General features: G+C 68.1%; 16 protein-coding genes. 11 read left to right on the top strand and 5 right to left on the bottom strand.

The genetic code is table 11. From position 1 onward, the window contains the following. Window positions 1-91: 91 nt before the first annotated feature. Window positions 92-787 (top strand): tRNA (guanine(46)-N(7))-methyltransferase TrmB, encoded by a 696-nt coding sequence (locus tag GY40_RS18410; protein WP_038365348.1) that lies wholly within the window; start codon window positions 92-94, stop codon window positions 785-787. Here the strand turns inward: GY40_RS18410 and GY40_RS18405 are convergent. Beyond that, entirely contained in the window at window positions 762-1850 is a 1089-nt protein-coding gene (locus GY40_RS18405; protein WP_038365081.1) for a DUF2336 domain-containing protein, read from the bottom strand. The genes GY40_RS18410 and GY40_RS18405 overlap by 26 nt on opposite strands. A 244-nt stretch (window positions 1851-2094) precedes the next feature. Between GY40_RS18405 and rimP the strand changes: the two genes are divergently transcribed. The 7 genes from rimP (at window position 2095) to GY40_RS18370 (ending at window position 9942) form a co-directional block, all read left to right on the top strand. After that, window positions 2095-2793: a ribosome maturation factor RimP gene (rimP, locus tag GY40_RS18400; protein WP_051988256.1), complete on the top strand. Its 699-nt coding sequence runs from the start codon at window positions 2095-2097 to the stop codon at window positions 2791-2793. 5 nt (window positions 2794-2798) lie between these two features. Continuing rightward, window positions 2799-4391, top strand: coding sequence for a transcription termination factor NusA (gene nusA / locus GY40_RS18395; RefSeq protein ID WP_038365079.1), 1593 nt, complete (start codon window positions 2799-2801; stop codon window positions 4389-4391). Window positions 4392-4405: 14 nt separating this feature from the next. After that, a complete protein-coding gene (locus GY40_RS18390) occupies window positions 4406-5098 on the top strand; it encodes an RNA-binding protein (protein WP_081925504.1) in 693 nt (230 codons plus the stop codon). After that, window positions 5095-7926: a translation initiation factor IF-2 gene (gene infB, locus GY40_RS18385; RefSeq protein ID WP_038365077.1), complete on the top strand. Its 2832-nt coding sequence runs from the start codon at window positions 5095-5097 to the stop codon at window positions 7924-7926. The genes GY40_RS18390 and infB overlap by 4 nt, the downstream gene beginning before the upstream one ends. Window positions 7927-8078: 152 nt before the next feature. Further along, window positions 8079-8537: a 30S ribosome-binding factor RbfA gene (gene rbfA, locus GY40_RS18380; RefSeq protein WP_038365076.1), complete on the top strand. Its 459-nt coding sequence runs from the start codon at window positions 8079-8081 to the stop codon at window positions 8535-8537. Continuing rightward, entirely contained in the window at window positions 8527-9474 is a 948-nt protein-coding gene (gene truB, locus GY40_RS18375) for a tRNA pseudouridine(55) synthase TruB (protein WP_051988255.1), read from the top strand. Before rbfA ends, truB begins: the two co-directional genes overlap by 11 nt. A 6-nt stretch (window positions 9475-9480) precedes the next feature. Further along, window positions 9481-9942 carry a DUF3592 domain-containing protein gene (locus GY40_RS18370; RefSeq protein WP_051988254.1) on the top strand — a complete coding sequence of 154 codons (462 nt, stop codon included), beginning with the start codon at window positions 9481-9483 and terminating at the stop codon, window positions 9940-9942. 6 nt (window positions 9943-9948) lie between these two features. Here GY40_RS18370 and hemA read toward each other — a convergent pair whose 3' ends face one another. The 3 genes from hemA to GY40_RS18355 form a co-directional block, all read right to left on the bottom strand. Further along, window positions 9949-11160, bottom strand: a complete 1212-nt coding sequence (hemA, locus tag GY40_RS18365) for a 5-aminolevulinate synthase (protein ID WP_038365075.1) — start codon at window positions 11158-11160, stop codon at window positions 9949-9951. Window positions 11161-11241: 81 nt separating this feature from the next. Next, the gene (locus GY40_RS18360; protein ID WP_038365072.1) at window positions 11242-12501 is read right to left on the bottom strand and encodes an allantoate amidohydrolase; all 1260 of its coding nucleotides are present in this window, start codon (window positions 12499-12501) and stop codon (window positions 11242-11244) included. Between the two features lie 230 nt (window positions 12502-12731). Next, window positions 12732-13478: an SDR family NAD(P)-dependent oxidoreductase gene (locus GY40_RS18355; protein ID WP_038365070.1), complete on the bottom strand. Its 747-nt coding sequence runs from the start codon at window positions 13476-13478 to the stop codon at window positions 12732-12734. A gap of 442 nt (window positions 13479-13920) precedes the next feature. Here GY40_RS18355 and GY40_RS18350 point away from each other — a divergent pair, with 442 nt between their 5' ends. Together GY40_RS18350 and GY40_RS18345 are read left to right on the top strand one after the other, a co-directional pair. Then, window positions 13921-14709 (top strand): WecB/TagA/CpsF family glycosyltransferase, encoded by a 789-nt coding sequence (locus tag GY40_RS18350; protein WP_051988253.1) that lies wholly within the window; start codon window positions 13921-13923, stop codon window positions 14707-14709. 5 nt (window positions 14710-14714) lie between these two features. Then, complete coding sequence (locus tag GY40_RS18345) at window positions 14715-15617, top strand: DUF6492 family protein (protein WP_156115997.1); 903 nt, start codon at window positions 14715-14717, stop codon at window positions 15615-15617. Between the two features lie 3 nt (window positions 15618-15620). On the opposite strand, the gene GY40_RS18340 is transcribed toward GY40_RS18345, so the two are convergent. Next, the gene (locus tag GY40_RS18340) at window positions 15621-16859 is read right to left on the bottom strand and encodes a lipopolysaccharide biosynthesis protein (protein WP_038365069.1); all 1239 of its coding nucleotides are present in this window, start codon (window positions 16857-16859) and stop codon (window positions 15621-15623) included. 114 nt (window positions 16860-16973) lie between these two features. On the opposite strand from GY40_RS18340, the gene GY40_RS18335 reads away from it, so the two are divergent. Then, window positions 16974-18065 (top strand): endo-1,4-beta-xylanase, encoded by a 1092-nt coding sequence (locus GY40_RS18335; RefSeq protein ID WP_038365067.1) that lies wholly within the window; start codon window positions 16974-16976, stop codon window positions 18063-18065. Window positions 18066-18067 lie beyond the last annotated feature (2 nt).

Genomic DNA, 18067 nt, shown 5'->3' with positions numbered 1-18067 from the left:
AAGGCTCCGCAGCTCTGTGATGGATTCCGGATCTCCGCTTCGCTGCGTCCGGAATGACGGCTCCATCGGACAAAGCGATACGAAGACGATCATGACCTACGACTCCGATCATGACGAACGTGCCTTCTACGGCCGCCGCAAGGGCAAGGCCTTGCGCGATGGCCAGAGCTTGCTGATCGAAGAGACTTTGCCGCGTCTGCGCCTGCCGGAAGGCGAGATCGCCGACCTCAAGGCGCTGTTTCCGCATCCGGTCGAGGCGGTGCGGCTCGAGATCGGCTTCGGCGGGGGCGAGCATCTGCTGATGCGGATGCGCGAGAGCCCGCAGATCGGTTTCATCGGCGTCGAGCCCTTCATCAACGGCATGGCCAAGTTCCTGGCGGTCGCCGAGCGCGAGGGCCTGACCAATATCCGCGTCTGGGACGACGATGCCGCGTTGCTGCTGCCGCGCTTCCCGGCCGGTAGCCTCGACGCCATAGACCTGCTCTATCCCGATCCCTGGCCGAAGCGCCGCCAGCGCAAGCGCCGCTTCGTCTCGGAGCACACGCTTGGCTTGTTCGCTCGCGCACTTAAGGCCGGCGGTCGTTTCCGCTTCGCCAGCGATATCGACGACTATGTCGGCTGGACGCTGACGCGCCTGCTCGCCTCGCCGGATTTCGACTGGACGGACGAGCGCGCCGAGGATTGGCGCCGGCCTTATCCCGGCTGGATCCGCACGCGCTACGAGGCGAAGGCGGTCAGGGAAGGCCGCGTGTCCAGCTATCTCACGGCCTTGCGTCGCGCATCCTGAGGAAGCCCAGCACGCGCTGGGCCGTGCTCTGGGCGAGGTTGCGGAAGCTGTCGCGGGCCCGCTCGATGGCGGCTTCCGACTTGCCGAGGTCCTTGCGCAGCGAGATCAGCGCCGCCGTCGTCTCCCAGGACCAGCCGAGCCCGCGTGCGACGAGCAGCACGGCCTCGCGGTCGGAGCCGAGGATGATCTGCTCGGCCGCCGGCAGGCTGAGCTGCGCCAGGACGGCGAGCGCGCAGGTCGCATGCTCGGTCGCCCCGCTCTGGGCCAGGGCGCGCACCTTGGCCTCGTCGAGCTGGCCGGCCTCGTTCAGCTCCTTGATCTCCGTCAGGGCGGCGCTGATCGGGCCGAGCTCGCTAGGCATCTGACCGTCGGCGACGAGCGCTTCGGCGCCCCGCTCCACGGCGTCGTCGATCTCGTCGACCAGCGCCAGGGCGAGGCTCTCGTTGAGGCGCTTGCGGGCGGAGTTCTTGGCCGCCCGGATCAGTTGCTCGGACAATTCGGTGGGGATGTCGCGGCGCATGCCCAGCGTCGCCTGCAAGGCGTCGTCCTGCACCGCCCGCATCACCAGCACGCCCATGCCGTGCCGCGAGAAGCGCGCGGTCTGGTTGGAGGCGACGGCATGCGTCACCACGCGGCCGCCGCGCAGGATCAGGAAATCGGTGACGGGCTCGCCGAGATTGGGCCGTTCGGTGATGGCGAGCATATGGTCCCGGCCCTTCGCCGCCGAGATCGCGACCAGATCCTGGTCGCTGAGCCGCGGCGATTGAATGAGGACCGGACGCGCGACGGCGATTTCGTCGAGGGCGAGCTGGTGGATGACGCCGTTCGGCGCGTTCGGGATCGATGCCAGCCGCTCCGCCAGCTCGATGCGGGCATGGAGCTCGATGACGCGCGACAACCGCCCGATCACTACGTCGAAGACGCCGACCTGCTCTTCGTCCATGTGGATGGCGGTGGCGAGGAACAGATCCGTCAACCGGGCGAGGATCTCGGCACGCTCGTGGCCGGAGCCACGCTGTATCGTCGATTCCAGGTCTCGCAGCATCGTGCCGACCGCACTCATCCCGTGTCCTCGCGCAGGGTTTCACCGTGAAGGTGACACGCAAGGATGACCAACGGGTTAGCGGGAAAGGGCAAATCTCGGCCCTTCTGGCGCGGCCGCGGCCACGCTTGCATCTTGCCGCAAGGCGGACTACATAGCGGCCAACAGCTCTGGTATCGGTTAACGCCGGTGATCAAGAGCGGGCCGGCCGGCCCGCTCTTTTTTATTGGCCGCGACCCGCCAGGCAGACGGGACGGCCCGGGGCATGAACGAACCGACAAGCGAACCGACAGCATCATCCGCTCAGGAGCCGCGCCTCGTCGTCGAGAGCGGCGTGGCGGCGCGCGTTGCCATGATCATCGAGCCGGCGATCGTCGATCTCGGTTACCGGCTGGTGCGTGTGCGCGTGACCGCGCAGAATGGCTGCACCGTCCAGATCATGGCCGAGCGGCCGGATGGCTCGATGACGGTCGAGGGCTGCGAGGAAATCAGCCAGGCCGTCTCGCCGGTGCTGGATGTCGACGATCCCATCCAGGCGGCGTATTATCTCGAGGTCTCCTCGCCGGGGATCGACCGCCCGCTGGTGCGCGCGAGCGATTTCGAGCGCTGGGCCGGGCACCTCGCCAAGATCGACACGAGCGAGCTGGTCGCCAACCGCAAGCGTTTCCGCGGCATCCTGCGCGGGGTTTCCGGCACGGATGCGCTGCTGGCCCGCGACGATGCCAGGAGCGACGAGGAGCGCGACGTCGCCATCCCGATGCGATTGATCGCGGATGCGCGTCTCGTGCTGACCGACGCTTTGGTCACCGAGTCGCTGCGTCGCGGCAAATCGGGCCTGCCGCCCGAGATGCCGGCACCCGACGAAGTCGCCGGCCCGAAGAAGGGCCATGGAAAATCGCTCGGCCCGCGTCCGGGCAAGAAGCGCGGACCGGCTCCGCACGAAACAGATACGGAAGAGGAGTGAGCGCCATGGTGGTCGCCGCCAACAGGCTCGAATGGCTGCAGATCGCGGATGCGGTCGCCCGCGAGAAATCGATCGACCGGCAGATCGTGCTCGACGCGATGGAGGACGCGATCGCCCGTGCGGCCCGCTCGCGCTACGGCGCCGAGACCGACGTCCATGCCGAGATCAACACCAAGACCGGCGAACTGCGCCTCGCCCGCCATCTCCAGGTCGTCGAGACCGTCGAGAACCCGGCGATCGAGATCACCGTCGACGAGGCCAAGCGGCATAACCCGGCCGCCCAGGTCGGCGACGTCATCGCCGATCCGCTGCCGCCCTTCGATTTCGGCCGCATCGCCGCCCAGTCGGCCAAGCAGGTCATCGTCCAGAAGGTGCGCGAGGCCGAGCGCGACCGCCAGTACGACGAGTACAAGGATCGCATCGGCGAGATCGTCAACGGCGCGGTCAAGCGCGTCGAATACGGCAACGTCTTCGTCGATCTCGGCCGCGGCGAGGCGATCATCCGCCGTGACGAGATGATCCCGCGCGAGACCTTCAAGGTCGGCGACCGTGCCCGCGCCTATGTCTACGACGTGCGCCGCGAGCCGCGTGGCCCGCAGATCTTCCTGTCGCGCACCCATCCGCAGTTCATGGCCAAGCTCTTCGGCCAGGAAGTGCCGGAGATCTATGACGGCATCGTCGAGGTCAAGGCCGTCGCCCGCGATCCGGGCTCGCGCGCCAAGATCGCCGTGATCAGCCGCGATTCCTCGATCGACCCGGTCGGCGCCTGCGTCGGTATGCGCGGCTCGCGTGTCCAGGCCGTCGTCGGCGAACTCCAGGGCGAGAAGATCGACATCATCCCGTGGTCGCCTGATGTCGCGACCTTCGTCGTCAACGCGCTGCAGCCGGCGGAAGTCGCCAAGGTCGTGCTCGACGAGGAAGCCGACAAGATCGAGGTGGTGGTGCCCGACGAGCAGCTCTCGCTCGCCATCGGCCGCCGCGGCCAGAATGTCCGCCTCGCCTCGCAGCTCACCGGCTGGGACATCGACATCCTCACTGAAGCTGAGGAGTCGGAGCGCCGCCAGAAGGAATTCGTGCAGCGCACCGAGATCTTCATGAACGCGCTGAACGTCGACGAGACGGTCGGCCAGCTCCTGGCGTCCGAAGGCTTCCGCAATGTCGAGGAGCTCGCCTATGTCGAGCTCTCTGAGCTCGCCTCGATCGAGGGCTTCGACGAGGACACCGCCTCCGAGATTCAGAACCGGGCTTTGGAGCACCTCGCCGCCGTCGAGGCTGAATTCGACGAGAAGCGCCGTGCGCTTGGCGTCGAGGACGCCTTGCGCGAGGTCGAGGGCATCACCACCTCCATGATGGTGGCGCTCGGCGAGAACGACGTGAAGACCGTCGAGGATCTCGCGGGCTGCGCCACGGACGACCTCACCGGCTGGACCGAGCGCAAGGACGGTGAATCGACCCGTCATGCCGGCTATCTCGACGGCTTCGATCTCTCCCGGCAGGATGCGGAAGCCATCATCATGGCCGCACGCGTTCATGCGGGTTGGGTCGAGGCTCCGGCGGAGGAGCCCGAGGCAGAAGCCGACGAGGCCGCCGAAGCCTGAGCGGAGCGCCCGCGATGAAGGCGGCGACGCTGAAGGAAGGATCGGAGCGCAGTTGCGTCCTCACCCGTGCGGTGAAGGCGCCCGACGATCTGATCCGCTTCGTCGCCGGCCCTGACGGGACGTTGGTGCCGGATTTGCGGCGCAAGCTGCCCGGGCGCGGTGTCTGGGCGAGCCTCAGTCGCAAGGCCGTGACCGAGGCGATCCGGCGCAAGGCGTTCGAGCGCTCGTTGAAGACGAAGGTCGCGGTTCCCGCCGACCTTCCGGAGATGATCGACGCGCTGATGCTGCGGGACGTGCAGCAGGCGTTGTCGATGGCGAACAAGGCGGGCCTCGTCGTCGCCGGCTTCGGCAAGGTCGAGGCGCTGGTCGAAACCGGGCGCTGCCTCGCCGTCATCGCGGCGAGCGATGGCGCCGAGGACGGCAAGCGCAAGATCGGCCAGGCCATCCGGCGGGCCGAGGCGGCCCGCGAGAACGAGGGCCTCAAGGCCCGCAGACTGCCCGTCGTCGCGATTTTCACGGCGGCGGATTTGGAATTGGCGTTGGGGCGGGCACATGTGATACATGCCGCGCTTGCTCCGGGTCCGGCGGCGGAGGGTGTCCTCTCCCGCTGGCGTCGGCTCGTCCGGTACCGGACGGACGATACCGCCGCATCCGACCAGAATGAACCCGAAGACACGACCGAACCGGCAGGACCGAACGCGGAATGACCGATAGCAAGACCCCGGGCGACAAGACTCTCAGCGTCAACCCGCCCAAGACCCTGTCGTTGAAGCGACCTGTCGAGCAGAGCACTGTTCGGCAGAGCTTCTCGCATGGGCGCACGAAGCAGGTGGTCGTGGAGGTCAAGCGCCGCGTCCCGGGGCACGAGGTCAAGGAGCCCGTCCCGCCGCGTCCGCCGCAGCCGGCGCCGGCCCAGTCCGCCCCGCGCCCCGCCCCTCAGGCGCCCGCGCCGCAGCGTCCGGCCGGCAGCATGCTGCTGCGCACCCTCTCCGACGAGGAGAAGGATGCCCGCCAGCGCGCTCTGGCCGAGGCCCGCAGCTCCGAAGCGGAAGCTCGTCGCGCCGCCGAAGAGGAAGCCCGCCAGCGCGCCCAGGCCGCCGAGCGCGAACGCCAGGAACGCGAGGCCGCCCTGGCTCGCCAGCGCCAGGAAGAGGAGCGCCGCCGTCACGAGGACGAGCAGAAGCGCCGCGCCGAGACCGTCGTGCGCCAGCGCGACGAGCAGGTCGCCCGCCCGGCTTCGCCGCCACCCGCGCAGCAGCCGCGTGAGTCCGCCCCGTCGCCGGACCAAGCTCCGGCCCCCCAGCCGACCCAGTATTATGGCCGCCCGGCCCCGTCCGGCCCGCGCGAGTTCACGCCGCGTCCGCCGATGCGCGACACCGGCGCGCGCCCGCCGCGGCTGGATTCGCGTCCGCCGCGTTCTGATGCGCCCCGTGCGCCGCGCATGGATGCTTCGGCTCCGGCCGAGCCCGCGGTCGCCCGCCCCGTGCGCCAGGCTCCCTCGGCCAACACCACGCGCAATCGCTCTGATGATGTCGACGTCAAGGCCGCGTTCCGCCGTCCCGGCCTGGGTGCGGGGCCTGGCCGCGGTCCCGCTCCGGCGGCGCCCAAGACGCCCAAGGTCAGCAATGACCGGCCGCGCGGCCGCCTGACGCTGTCGACCGCGACCGGGAGCGAGGACGAGCGGACACGCTCGGTCGCCTCGTTCCGTCGCCGCGTGCAGCGCATGACCGGCCACCGCGCCTCCGACGCTCAGAAAGAGCGCGTGATGCGCGAGGTGATCATCCCCGAGACGATCACCATCCAGGAACTCGCGAACCGCATGACGGAACGCGGCGTCGACGTCATCCGCCTGCTGATGAAGCAGGGCGCGATGCACAAGATCACCGACGTGATCGACGCCGACACCGCTCAGCTCATCGCCGAGGAGATGGGCCACACGGTCAAGCGCGTCGCCGAATCCGACGTTGAGGAAGGCCTGTTCGATACGCCGGACACCGACGAGGCCCTGGAGGCCCGCCCGGCTGTCGTGACGATCATGGGCCATGTCGACCACGGCAAGACCTCGCTGCTCGACGCGATCCGCAAGACCAAGGTCGTCACCGGCGAGGCCGGCGGCATCACCCAGCATATCGGCGCCTATCAGGTGACGACGCCGCTCGGCAGCCAGGTGACCTTCATCGACACCCCCGGCCACGCCGCCTTCACGGCGATGCGCGCCCGCGGCGCCAAGGTGACGGATATCGTCGTCCTGGTCGTCGCGGCCGATGACGGCGTCATGCCGCAGACGGCCGAGGCCATCCATCACGCCAAGGCGGCCGGCGTGCCGCTGATCGTGGCGATCAACAAGGTCGACAAGGCCGACGCCAACCCCGATCGTGTCCGGGCCGAATTGCTGCAATACGAGATCCAGGTCGAGACGCTGGGCGGCGAGACCCTCGAGGTCGAGGTTTCCGCCAAGACCGGCCACAACCTCGACAAGCTGCTCGAGGCGATCGCGCTGCAGGCCGAGGTGCTCGATCTCAAGGCCAATCCCGACCGCGCTGCCGAAGGCACGGTCATCGAGGCCAAGCTCGATCGCGGCCGCGGCCCGGTCGCGACCGTCCTCGTCCAGCGCGGCACTTTGCGCACCGGCGACATCATCGTGGCGGGTGCCGAATGGGGCCGCGTTCGCGCCCTGATCGCCGACACCGGCGCGCAGGTGAAGGAGGCTCCGCCCTCCATGCCGGTCGAGGTGCTCGGCTTCAACGGCACGCCCGAGGCCGGCGACCGCGTCGCGGTGGTCGAGTCGGAAGCGCGTGCCCGCGAGGTCACCGAGTATCGCGAGCGTCAGCGCCGCGATCGTCTTGCGGCCCGTGGCGCTGCCTCCGGCGCTGGTCGCTCGCTCGCCGACATGATGCGCGATCTGAAGGAAGGCGCCGGCCGCAAGGAGTTCCCGCTCGTCGTCAAGGGCGACGTGCAGGGCTCGGTCGAGGCCATCGTCGGAGCGCTCGAGAAGGTCGGCAACGACGAGGTGCGGGCTCGCGTCCTGTCCTCGGGCGTCGGCGCCATCACCGAGTCGGACGTCACGCTCGCCCAGGCTTCGGGCGCGGTCGTGGTCGGCTTCAACGTCCGCGCGCACAAGGAAGCGCGCGAGGCGGCGGAGCGGGCCGGCGTCGAAATCCGCTACTACAACATCATCTATAACCTCATGGATGACGTGAAGGATGCGATGTCGGGCCTGCTGGCGCCGACCCTGCGCGAGACCATGCTCGGCAATGCGACGATCCTCGAGATCTTCAACGTCTCGAAGGTCGGCAAGATCGCCGGCTGCCGCGTTACCGACGGCACGATCGAGCGCGGCGCCAATGTCCGCCTGATCCGCGACAACGTCGTGGTCCACGAAGGCAAGCTCGCCCAGCTCAAGCGCTTCAAGGACGACGCCAAGGAAGTCGTGGCTGGCCAGGAATGCGGCATGTCCTTCGAGAACTACCAGGACATGCGCCCTGGCGACGTGATCGAGTGCTACCGCGTCGAGGAAATCAAGCGCACCCTCTGAGGCGGCGCTTCCTGAAACAGCGCGTCATGGCCGGGCTTGGTCCGGCCATCTCGTGACGAGAAGAGCGCGTCCAGCGCCTCATCTTTGAAGAGACGGTCGGGTCAGACCCGGCCGTGACGTTTGATCCGGTCCGATCCCGGAGAACGAGAACCATGGCCAAACCTGCAAAACCCTCCGGTCCGTCGCAGCGGCAATTGCGCGTCGGCGAGCTTATTCGCCATGCGCTGGCTGAGATGCTCGCGCGTGGCGACATCCATGACGATGTACTGGCGAAACACGTCATCACCGTTCCCGAAGTCCGTCTCTCGCCGGATCTCAAGCTCGCCACGGCCTACATCATGCCGCTCGGTGGGCAGGATGTTAAGCCGGTGCTCAAGGCGCTCGAAGCCAATAAGCGCTATATGCGCGGCGAGATCGCCCATCGCGTGAACCTGAAATACGCGCCGGATATCCGCTTCCGCGCCGATGAGAGCTTCGCCGAGGCCGAGCGCATCGACGCGCTGCTCGATACCGAGCAGGTGCGCCGCGACACGCTGGTGGAGCGCCTGAAGATCGACCAGGACCACGAAGACCAAGCCCCCGAAAACGACCGCCGTGACGATGACCGCTGAGAACCCATCCGAGATCGCCCCGGGCCAGGACGCCGCCCCGGTGCCGCGCCCGAAGAAGCGCGACGTCCATGGCTGGGTCGTCCTCGACAAGCCGGTCGGCATGACCTCGACCCATGCGGTCAGCGTCGTGAAGCGCGCCTTTTCGGCGAAGAAGGCCGGCCATGCCGGCACGCTCGATCCGCTCGCCTCAGGTCTGCTGCCGATCGCGCTGGGCGAGGCGACCAAGACGGTCCCCTTCGTGATGGATGGCCGCAAGGCCTATCAGTTCACCGTCGCCTGGGGCACGCAGACCAATACCGACGATACCGAGGGCAGCGTCATCGCCACCTCGGACAAGCGGCCGGACGAAGCCGCCATCGCGGCCCTGCTGCCGCGCTTCACCGGCACGATCATGCAGACGCCGCCGAAATTCTCGGCGATCAAGATCGCCGGCGAGCGCGCCTACGACCTCGCCCGCGATGGCGAGGATGTCGAGCTGCAGGCCCGCCCGGTCGAGATCGACGCACTCTCCATCGTCAGCCATGACGGCGCGACCACCACTTTCGAGGCCGAATGCGGCAAGGGCACCTATGTCCGCGCCATCGCTCGCGATCTCGGGCTCGCGCTGGGTTGCCTCGGCCATGTCGCGCATCTGCGCCGCACCCGCGTCGGCCCCTTCGCCGTGGCGGATGCAGCCGCCGTCGAGACCCTGCGCGAGAGCCCGGAGAGCGCAGCCGCGGCGCTGAAGCCGGTCAAGGCCGCGCTGACGCTAATTCCCGAGGTCGTGATCCATCGCGACGCCGCGACCCGCCTCAAGCGCGGCCAGAGCGCCCTGCTGCGTGGCGCCGGAGCGCCGATCGCGGCCGAGGCGGCCTATGCGACCTGCGCCGGCACGCTGATCGCGACCGGCTCGATCGACAACGGCGAGTTCGTCCCCCACCGCGTCTTCAATCTCTGAAGGCGGATGGGCGAAAGCCGCAGGAAGCAACGGTTCGGGGGCCTTGCCCAGGATGGCAGGCTCCTGTTCTGGCGCATCGGCTGCGTTTTCGGGGTCGTTGCCGTCATTCTCGCGACGGCCTGCTATTTCACCTACAGCCATAACCAGAAGCTGCTAGCGCGTGCCGAGCGCGCCTCAGGAACCGTAGTCGAACTCCGGCACGGCGGTGGGAACTCGACCTACCGCCCGGTCGTGAGCTTTCAGACGGCGCAGGGACAGGCCGTCACCTTCGTGACCTCATGGGGCACGAGCCCACCGGCCTATCGCAGGGGCGATCAGGTGATCGTGCTCTACGACGCAGCAACGCCGGACAAGGCCGAGATCGAGGGTTTTCTGTCCCTGTGGCTGGGAACCCTGATCCTTGCTGGCCTCGCCACGGTCTTCGGGTTGCTCTCGGCGACCCTGATGATCGTGGCCAAGCGCGGCTGACCGGCCTCAGGCCGCCCGCTTCAGCCCGTCCCGCGCCCAGATCTGGCCGAGCGCCGCGACCAGACGGTCGATATCCGCATCCGAATGGAAGGGCGAAGGCGTGATCCTGAGCCGTTCCGTGCCGCGCGGCACGGTCGGATAGTTGATCGGCTGGACATAGATGTCGAAGCGCGCCAGCAATTCGTCGCTGATCGCCTTGCAGGCCTTCGCCTCGCCGACCATCACCGGGACGATATGGCTGGGGTTCTCCAGATGCGGAATGCCGACTGCGTCGAGCTTGCGCCGCAGCGCCTGCACCCGGTCCTGCTGGCGCTCGCGCTCGGCCGGGCTCTCCTTGAGATGCGCGATCGCGGCGATCGCGCCGGCCGCCACCGCCGGCGGCAGCGAGCTCGAGAAGATGAAGCCGGAGGCGAAGCTGCGGATGAAGTCGCACAGCGCCGCGGAGCCGGCGACATAGCCGCCGATCACGCCATAGGCTTTCGCCAGCGTGCCCTGGATCAGGGTGAGCCGGTCGGTCAGCCCCTCGCGCTCCGAGACGCCGCCGCCACGCGGCCCGTAGAGCCCGACAGCATGGACCTCGTCGCAATAGGTCATGGCGCCGAACTCCTCGGCGATGTCGCAGAACTCCGCGATCGGCGCGATGTCGCCATCCATCGAATAGACCGACTCGAAGGCGATCAGCTTCGGCCTGCTCGGATCGAGCGCGGCGAGCTTGCGGCGCAGATCGGTCGGGTCGTTATGGGCGAAGATGTGCTTCTCGACGCGCGAATGCCGGATGCCCTCGATCATCGAGGCATGGTTCAGCGCGTCGGTCAGGACGATGCAGCCGGGGATGCGCGCGGCCAGCGTCGAGAGCGCGGCCCAGTTCGCCATATAGCCGGAATTGAAGATCAGCGCCGCTTCCTTGCCGTGGAGATCGGCAAGCTCGCGCTCCAGCAGGACATGGTAGTGGTTGGTGCCGCCGATATTGCGCGTGCCGCCGGCGCCGGCGCCCGAACCGTCGAGCGCCTGATGCATCGCGGCGAGCACCTTCGGATGCTGACCCATGCCGAGATAGTCGTTCGAGCACCAGACGGTGACGTCGCGCGGGCCGCTCTCGCCGTGATAGGTCGCGGTCGGAAAACGTCCGACCTGACGCTCCAGATCGGCGAAGACCCGGTAGCGGCCCTCGCGTCGCAGCCCGTCGAGCTCGCTGCGGAAGAAACTCTCGAAATCCATGGCCAGCCTCCTGCGGCGCGCCTCTCCTAGGCCTTTTGGGGTCGCGGCGGAATGGCGCGCGGTGTCGCGGCTGGAATCCTTCTATTTCGAACGTTCGGCCAGTTCCAGCAGCGTTTCGAGCAGGACCTTGATGGCGGTGCCGGCATCGGCCTCGGTCATGTTCTCGCGCGGCGAGTGGCTGATGCCCTTCTCATTGCGCACGAACAGCATGGCGACCGGAGCGATCGCCGCCATCGCCATCGCGTCATGTCCCGCGCCGGAGGGCAGTCGCCGGGCGGAGAGGTTGCTGCCGGCCCGCGCCATGCCGGCGGCGAAAGCGTCCTGCAGCTGCGGGTCCATCGGGACGGCCTCGGCTTTCGCATAGGGCACGATCTCCAGCCCGACGCCGCGCCGCGCCGCGATGGCGCCGAAGCGGTTGCGGATCGCCGCCTCCATCGCGGCCAGCGTCTCGTTCCGGGGCGCACGGTAGTCGATGGTGAATTCGGCGGCGCCGGGCACGACATTGGTCGCGCCGGGCTCGGGGCTGAGCACGCCGACCGTGCCGACGGCGAGCTCATGCGCCGCGGCGATCTCTTCCAGCGCCAGCGCCATCTCGGCGGCGGCGGTCAGGGCATCCTTGCGCAGGGCCATCGGCACGGTGCCGGCATGCCCTGCCTCGCCGGTGACGCGCACGCGCGCCCGGCTCTGGGCGTTGATGGCGGTGACGATGCCGACGGGCTCGTTCTCGGCCTCCAGCACCGGCCCCTGCTCGATATGCACTTCGAGATAGGCCTGTACCGTGCCAGGCTTGCGCGCGAGCGCGGCGATGCCGGCCGGATTGCCGCCGAAGGCGACGAGCGCGTCGGAGAGCCTCACGCCCTCGCTGTCGCGCGCCTCGAGCCAGGCCGGATCGTAATGACCGGCCAGCGCCTCGGAGGTGGAGAGATGCGTCGGAAAGCGGACATTCTCCTCATCGCCGAAGGCGACGACCTCGATCGGGAAGGGCAGGCCGATCCCGGCATCGCGCAGCGCCTGCGCCGCGAGGATGCCGGCGACGACGCCGAGATTGCCGTCGAAGCGCCCGCCATCCTTCACCGTATCGATATGGGAGCCGATCAGCACGGCGGGCGCGCCCGGCACCGTGCCCTCGCGCCGGCCCTGCACCGAGCCGGCCGCGTCGATGAAGGCGGAAAGCCCCGCCACCTCCATCGCGCCCTTGACCCATTCGGCCGCCTGCCTGTGCGCCGGCGAGAGATAGAGCCGCGTCAGCTTGCCCGGCTCGTCGGAGAAGCGGTTCAGGCCGGAAAGCGCGGCGAAGGCACGGGCGCCGAGGACGGCGGCGGAGGGAAGCGTCTGCGTCATGGGCGCCAGGTCATAAGTCCGTCGATCGTGAGCCCAGACCCTAGAGCAGGAGGCCGGAAAGCGGGAACCGCTTTTTGGCAAAGCTGCTTCTCCGGTATGTCGATGCCGTGCAGAGCGTCATTCTCGGGCTTGCCCCGAGAATCGCGAGCCGCATAGGACGCTCTTCGGTCCTGAGATGCTCGGGTCAAGCCCGAGCATGACGGCGTGGTTCTCGCGAAGCGAAGCGAGCTTCAATACGTCGCCCGTCCGCCGGAGAGGTCGAAGACGCCGGCCGTGGTGAAGCTGTTCTCGGCCGAGGCGAGGAAGGCGACCATGGAGGCGACCTCCTCCGGCAGCAGGAAGCGCCCGCGTGGAATCTTCGCGAGCATGTAGCCGATATGCTCGTCGCTCATCTGGTCGAAGATGCGCGTGCGCGCCGCCGCAGGCGTGATGCAGTTCACGGCGATGTCCTTGTCGGCGAGTTCCTTGCCGAGCGACTTGGTCAGCGCGATCACCGCCGCCTTCGATGCCGAATAGGCCGAGGCGTTGGGGTTGCCTTCCTTGCCTGCGATCGAGGCGACGAGGACGATGCGCCCATAATTGCGCTTGATCATGCCCGGGATCACGGAACGGCAGCAATGCAGCGTGCCGTCGAGGTTGAGCCGCATCACCCGCGCCCAGTCCTCGAGCGGATAATCCCAGGTCTTGTGGTTCGGCCCGGCGATCCCGGCGCTGGTGACGAGGATGTCGACGCTGCCATGTCTGGCTTCGAGCGCATCGCTCGCGGCCTGGACGGCGTCGGCGTCGGTGACATCGACCGCGCTGCCCGTCGCGCCATGGCCGATTTCGGCGGCGGTCTTCGCGGCGAGGCCGCCATCGACATCCCAGATCGCGACGGTCGCACCGCTTGCGGCGAAACGCTCGGCCACGGCGCGGCCGATCCCCTGCGCGCCTCCCGTCACGATGGCGACGCGCTTCCTTAAATCGATTTGGTTCATTCGCTCAGCCTCCCCGGATTCGTTGCCAGCCAGCCTAGCGAGCGAGGGAGCGGCGAGCCAGAGCCAAGCTGCAGGCTTGCAGCCGTCGCGTGGCCGCTATGCAATCTGTTAATCATTCACCTCGTTTTGCCGCAGTTGAAACTGCCCGTCCGACGTTCCGAAACGGTACGACAGAGGTCTGTTCGTCCCACCCTGCAACAGATGCGGCCGGCGCCGACGCAACGGAAGCGACAGTCTTGTAGGCTTTCGTCTCGGTTCGGAACAAGTCATTGGTTTTGCTGCGGGATCGCCGTTAGTTCTTTCTCCGGGATTGCGTGAAGGCGGCGTTCACCTTTCGCTTGACTTCGCCTTGACCTGAGTGCTGGTTCCGCCTTCACATCCCGTCATCATGAGCCTGCCTCAGTTCTCAGGATCGAAAACGACCGTGCCTGCAGCGCTTTCTATGCCCCTCGCGAACGAGGCCGAGCCCCGCCGGCGCCAAGGCTATGGCAAGCGCGATATCGGCGGCATCGGCATCGCCGTGGTGACCCGCGATACCGCGATCGCCGAGCTGCGCGAGGCCATCGTCGAAGGCGGCCATGTCAAGCTCGCCTTCTGCAACGCCAATCTCGTCAATGTCGCCGCCGGCGACCTGGCTCTGCAGCGCAGCCTTTCGACCTTTCTCGTCCTCGCGGACGGCATCGGCGTCGATCTCGGGAGCTCGCTGCTCTACGGCAAGCCTTTCCCGGCCAATCTGAACGGCACGGATTTCCTCCCGGCCTTCTTCGGTGCGCAGTTGCGGCCGCTTCGCGTGTCCTTGCTCGGCGGCCGCCCCGGCGTGGCCGACCGCGCGGTCGAGAATCTGGCCCGGCGCTATCCGCAGCATCGCTTCAAGGTGGTCTCGCATGGCTACTACGCCCCGGAGGAGGAAGCGCGGCTGCTCGACGGGCTCAAGGCCGAGCGGCCAGATCTGCTGCTGGTCGCGATGGGCAACCCGATGCAGGAGCGCTTCATCGCCGAGAAGCTGAGCACCCAGCATTGCGCGGTCGCCGCCGGCGTGGGGGCTCTGTTCGATTTCTTCGCGGGCGAGGTGCAGCGTGCCCCGGAGGCGATCCGCAAGGCGCGCCTCGAATGGATCTACCGGCTCTGGCTCGAGCCGAGCCGGCTCTGGCGCCGCTATGTGCTCGGCAATCCGGCCTTCCTGATGCGGGTGGCGCGGCAATATCTCGCTAGCGGCCGGCAGGCCGGCTGACGCCCGTGACCTTCAGCTATGCCCTGGCGACGCCGAGCTACAGGGGCGACGTCGATCGTTGCCGCCTGCTCTGCGCCAGCATCGATCGCTTCGTCACCGGTCATGGCGTCCACTACCTCCTGGTCGAGGATCGCGACGTTCCGCTGTTTCGCGACCTCGAAGGACCGAAGCGGCGCATCCTCCCTGAATCGCAGCTCCTGCCGTCCTGGCTGAAGCCCAGGCCGGACCCGCTGAGCCTCGGCCGGCGTCGGGTCTGGACCGGCATGCGCGCGCTGGCGCGGGGCCTCCCGCCGCTGCGCGGCTGGCACGCCCAGCAACTGCGCAAATTCGCGGTCGCCACGGTCGCCGGGGAGGACGTCATCCTCTTCGCCGATTCCGACATGCTGTTCCTGCGGCCCTTCGATCTCGCCGATCTCGAGCGGGACGGCGCCGTCAGGCTCTATCGCAAGCCCGCGGCGATCGCGGCCGATATGGCGCGCCATCGGCCCTGGTGCGAGAACGCCTCGTCTCTGCTCGGGCTCGGCGCGCCGTCCTATCCGGGGCCGGACTACATCAACAACATGGTGAGCTGGCGCCGCGACCACGTACTCGGACTGCTCGCGCATATTGAGAAGATGAGCGGCCGCGACTGGGTCTCCGCCATCGCGCGGGACCGGCAATTCTCCGAATACATGATCTACGGCTACTACGTCGAACGCGTCCTCGGGCTCGAGGCCGCGCGGCACTGGCCCGATCCGCGCGAGCTCTGCAAGGTCTACTGGTTCCCCGAGGATGTCGCCGGTCTCGACCTGCTGAAGACCTTCGAGGAGGTGCTGGAGCCCTGGCAGGTCGCGGTCGGCGTGCAGTCCTTCATCGGCCAGCCGCTCGACAAGGTCCGGGCGCTGTTCGAGAGGCAGGCCTCGCCCTGAGGCTCAACGCTGCTTGTAGCCGCCGCGCGCCAGCAGCCGGTAGGTGAAGCTCGCGGAGACCAGATAGACCAGCCCGAAGACGAGGTTCATCCAGCTCGCCCAGGCCTCGCCTGCGGCGAAGCGGGTCATCACCAGCGAGATCAGCCCTGCCTTCAGCGCGGTCAGCAGGCACAGCAGCACAATGCGCGAGCCGGTGCGCTCGCGCGCATAGAGCAGCTCGGCATGGTATTCGACGAGGTTGCGGAAGGCCGGCACCAGCAGCATCGGCGCGAAGAGATAAGCGGCTTCCGAGACATTGCGGCCGAGCAGCCCCGGAAAAGGCTTCAGTGCGACGATGACGGCGACGAGGCCGGCGATCGAGACCAGCGCGATGCCGGTCTCGAAGGCGGCGAGGCGCCGCCCTCCGCCGAGCCCGCGATCCTGCATGATCTTCTGCACCAGCATCTGGTTGAAGCTGCGCACCGGCATGGCGGTGAGGTCGATCACCCGGAGCGCGATGGCGTAGAGCCCCGCGGTCCGCTCGCCCGCCAGGCCGAGCACCAGGAGCTTGTCCAGCTCCGACTGGACGTAGAAGACGATGTCGGCCGCCCCGGCGAAGACGGCATCCGCCATGCGCCGCGGATAGAGCGCCCGCACGAAGCGCCAGCGCGCCGGCGGCAGGAAGGCGGCGAGCGCGACGACGAGGCTCAGGAAGGTGGCGGCCAGATAAGCGCCGGCCCAGATCTCGAGGCTGCGATGGCCGAAGGCGATGAAGAGCAGCGCGGCCAGCGTCCGCAGCGACGAGCCGATGATCACGAGCAGCGCCGCCTGCCGGAAGCGCCTGAGCCCGTTATTGACGATGGCGACGACCTCGACCGGCCGCCAGCACAGCACCTCCGCCACGATGATCAGGGCGAAGGGCAGCCCAGCCAGCCGGTCGGCGAAGAGCAGCCAGTAGGCGCCGGCCGAGATGGCGGCGATCAGCGGCAGCGAGGCGAGGCTCAAGCCCGCGAAGCCCGCCAGATAGGCGCCGAGCAGGCGCGGCTTGACGGTCGCCACCCGGTAGAGCGGCGAGACGAAACCGAAGGCGAGCAGGCGCGAGAGGATGAGCCCGGTCGAGGAGGCTGTGGCGAAAAGGCCGAACTCGCCCAAGGTCAACGTATTCGCAACGATAAGGAAGTAGACAAGGGAGATGACGAGCCGGCCGGCCGAGCCGCTCAGGATGGTGAGATAGGAGAGGGTGGTGGCACGGCTCGGTAACATGGACGGTACTCGGGGACGCTGGCCCGGCCGATGCCTGCCATCGCGCGGATGATGGAATTCACTTAGCCGAGAGGCGTTGAGCGACCCTAAACGAAACGGAAGCGCACCAACTTCATGCAGGAAGCCGAACCGGACCGGGACGATCTCGCGCTCACGCGCCGCGCTGCGCTGCGTGCGGGCGCCGTTTCCGCGGCCGTCGCCATGCTCGGCTCCGCCCCGGGGCAGGCGGCCGCGCGCCCGATTGCCATGGGTTCGGCCGCGGAGATCGGCGCTTTCCGAAGCGATCCGCGCTATCGCGAGGCGCTGAAGCGCTATTGCGACGTCGTCGTGCCCATGAACGACCTGAAATGGGAGGCGCTGCGCCATGACCGCGCGCGCTTCGATTTTTCCGGTGCCGACGAGCTCGTCGCCTTCGCCGAGGCCAACCGCAAGGCGCTGCGCGGCCACACCCTGCTCTGGGGCGAGGCCCTGCCCCCCTGGGTCAAGGAGATGAAGACCCGCGCCGAGGCCGAGCGCGAGCTCGTCAACCACATCGAGGTGGTGGTCGACCACTACAAGGGCCGCATCGCAACCTGGGACGTGGTGAACGAGGTCATCAAATACGATCCCACCTCCGGCGGCCCCTGGCGCGACACGGTCTGGCAGCGCCTGCTCGGGCCGGAGCATGTCGAGATCGCCTTCCGCACGGCCGCCCGCACCGATCCGAAGGCGCGCCTCGTGCTCAACGATTTCCATTTCGAGGAGCGGGACCCCGGCGCCGCCGCCCGCCGCAAGGTCGCGCTCGACATCTGCCGACGCCTCAAGGACAAGGGCATCCCGATCCATGGCGTCGGCATGCAGGCGCATCTCTATGCCGAGAAGCAGATCGATACCGACGGGTTGCAGCGCTTCATGCGCGATCTCGACGGGCTCGGCCTCGATGTCGAGATCACCGAACTCGACGTGATCGACTGGAAGATGCCGGCCGATGCCGCGCTCCGCGACAAGCATTCCGCGGCGCTGGTCTCGACCTTCCTGAATGCCGTCGTTTCCGCGAAGCGGCCGAAGGCGATCGTCACCTGGGGGTTGACCGATCGCTATTCCTGGGTGGGCGAGACCTTCCCGCGCAAGGACGACGCCAAGGCGAGGCCCCTGCCGCTCGATGCGGATTACCGGCCGAAGCCAATGATGGCAGTGCTCGAGCGCTATCGGCGCGGCACGGGGTGAGT

The organism is Allobosea sp. UNC402CLCol, assembly GCF_000745475.1.
GTDB lineage: Bacteria > Pseudomonadota > Alphaproteobacteria > Rhizobiales > Beijerinckiaceae > Allobosea > Allobosea spartocytisi.
The sequence above is the reverse complement of the archived record's forward strand: the minus strand, read 5'-3'. Positions and strand labels throughout refer to the sequence as shown.

Coding starts and splice junctions, on each gene's coding strand:
- infB (WP_038365077.1), top strand. CDS start 5,095: ATGACCGATAGCAAGACCCCGGGCGACAAGACTCTCAGCGTCAACCCG.
- GY40_RS18370 (WP_051988254.1), top strand. CDS start 9,481: ATGGGCGAAAGCCGCAGGAAGCAACGGTTCGGGGGCCTTGCCCAGGAT.
- GY40_RS18405 (WP_038365081.1), bottom strand. CDS start 1,850: ATGAGTGCGGTCGGCACGATGCTGCGAGACCTGGAATCGACGATACAG.
- hemA (WP_038365075.1), bottom strand. CDS start 11,160: ATGGATTTCGAGAGTTTCTTCCGCAGCGAGCTCGACGGGCTGCGACGC.
- rbfA (WP_038365076.1), top strand. CDS start 8,079: ATGGCCAAACCTGCAAAACCCTCCGGTCCGTCGCAGCGGCAATTGCGC.
- GY40_RS18410 (WP_038365348.1), top strand. CDS start 92: ATGACCTACGACTCCGATCATGACGAACGTGCCTTCTACGGCCGCCGC.
- GY40_RS18350 (WP_051988253.1), top strand. CDS start 13,921: ATGCCCCTCGCGAACGAGGCCGAGCCCCGCCGGCGCCAAGGCTATGGC.
- GY40_RS18355 (WP_038365070.1), bottom strand. CDS start 13,478: ATGAACCAAATCGATTTAAGGAAGCGCGTCGCCATCGTGACGGGAGGC.
- rimP (WP_051988256.1), top strand. CDS start 2,095: ATGAACGAACCGACAAGCGAACCGACAGCATCATCCGCTCAGGAGCCG.
- GY40_RS18390 (WP_081925504.1), top strand. CDS start 4,406: ATGAAGGCGGCGACGCTGAAGGAAGGATCGGAGCGCAGTTGCGTCCTC.
- GY40_RS18335 (WP_038365067.1), top strand. CDS start 16,974: ATGCAGGAAGCCGAACCGGACCGGGACGATCTCGCGCTCACGCGCCGC.
- truB (WP_051988255.1), top strand. CDS start 8,527: ATGACCGCTGAGAACCCATCCGAGATCGCCCCGGGCCAGGACGCCGCC.
- nusA (WP_038365079.1), top strand. CDS start 2,799: ATGGTGGTCGCCGCCAACAGGCTCGAATGGCTGCAGATCGCGGATGCG.
- GY40_RS18360 (WP_038365072.1), bottom strand. CDS start 12,501: ATGACGCAGACGCTTCCCTCCGCCGCCGTCCTCGGCGCCCGTGCCTTC.
- GY40_RS18340 (WP_038365069.1), bottom strand. CDS start 16,859: ATGTTACCGAGCCGTGCCACCACCCTCTCCTATCTCACCATCCTGAGC.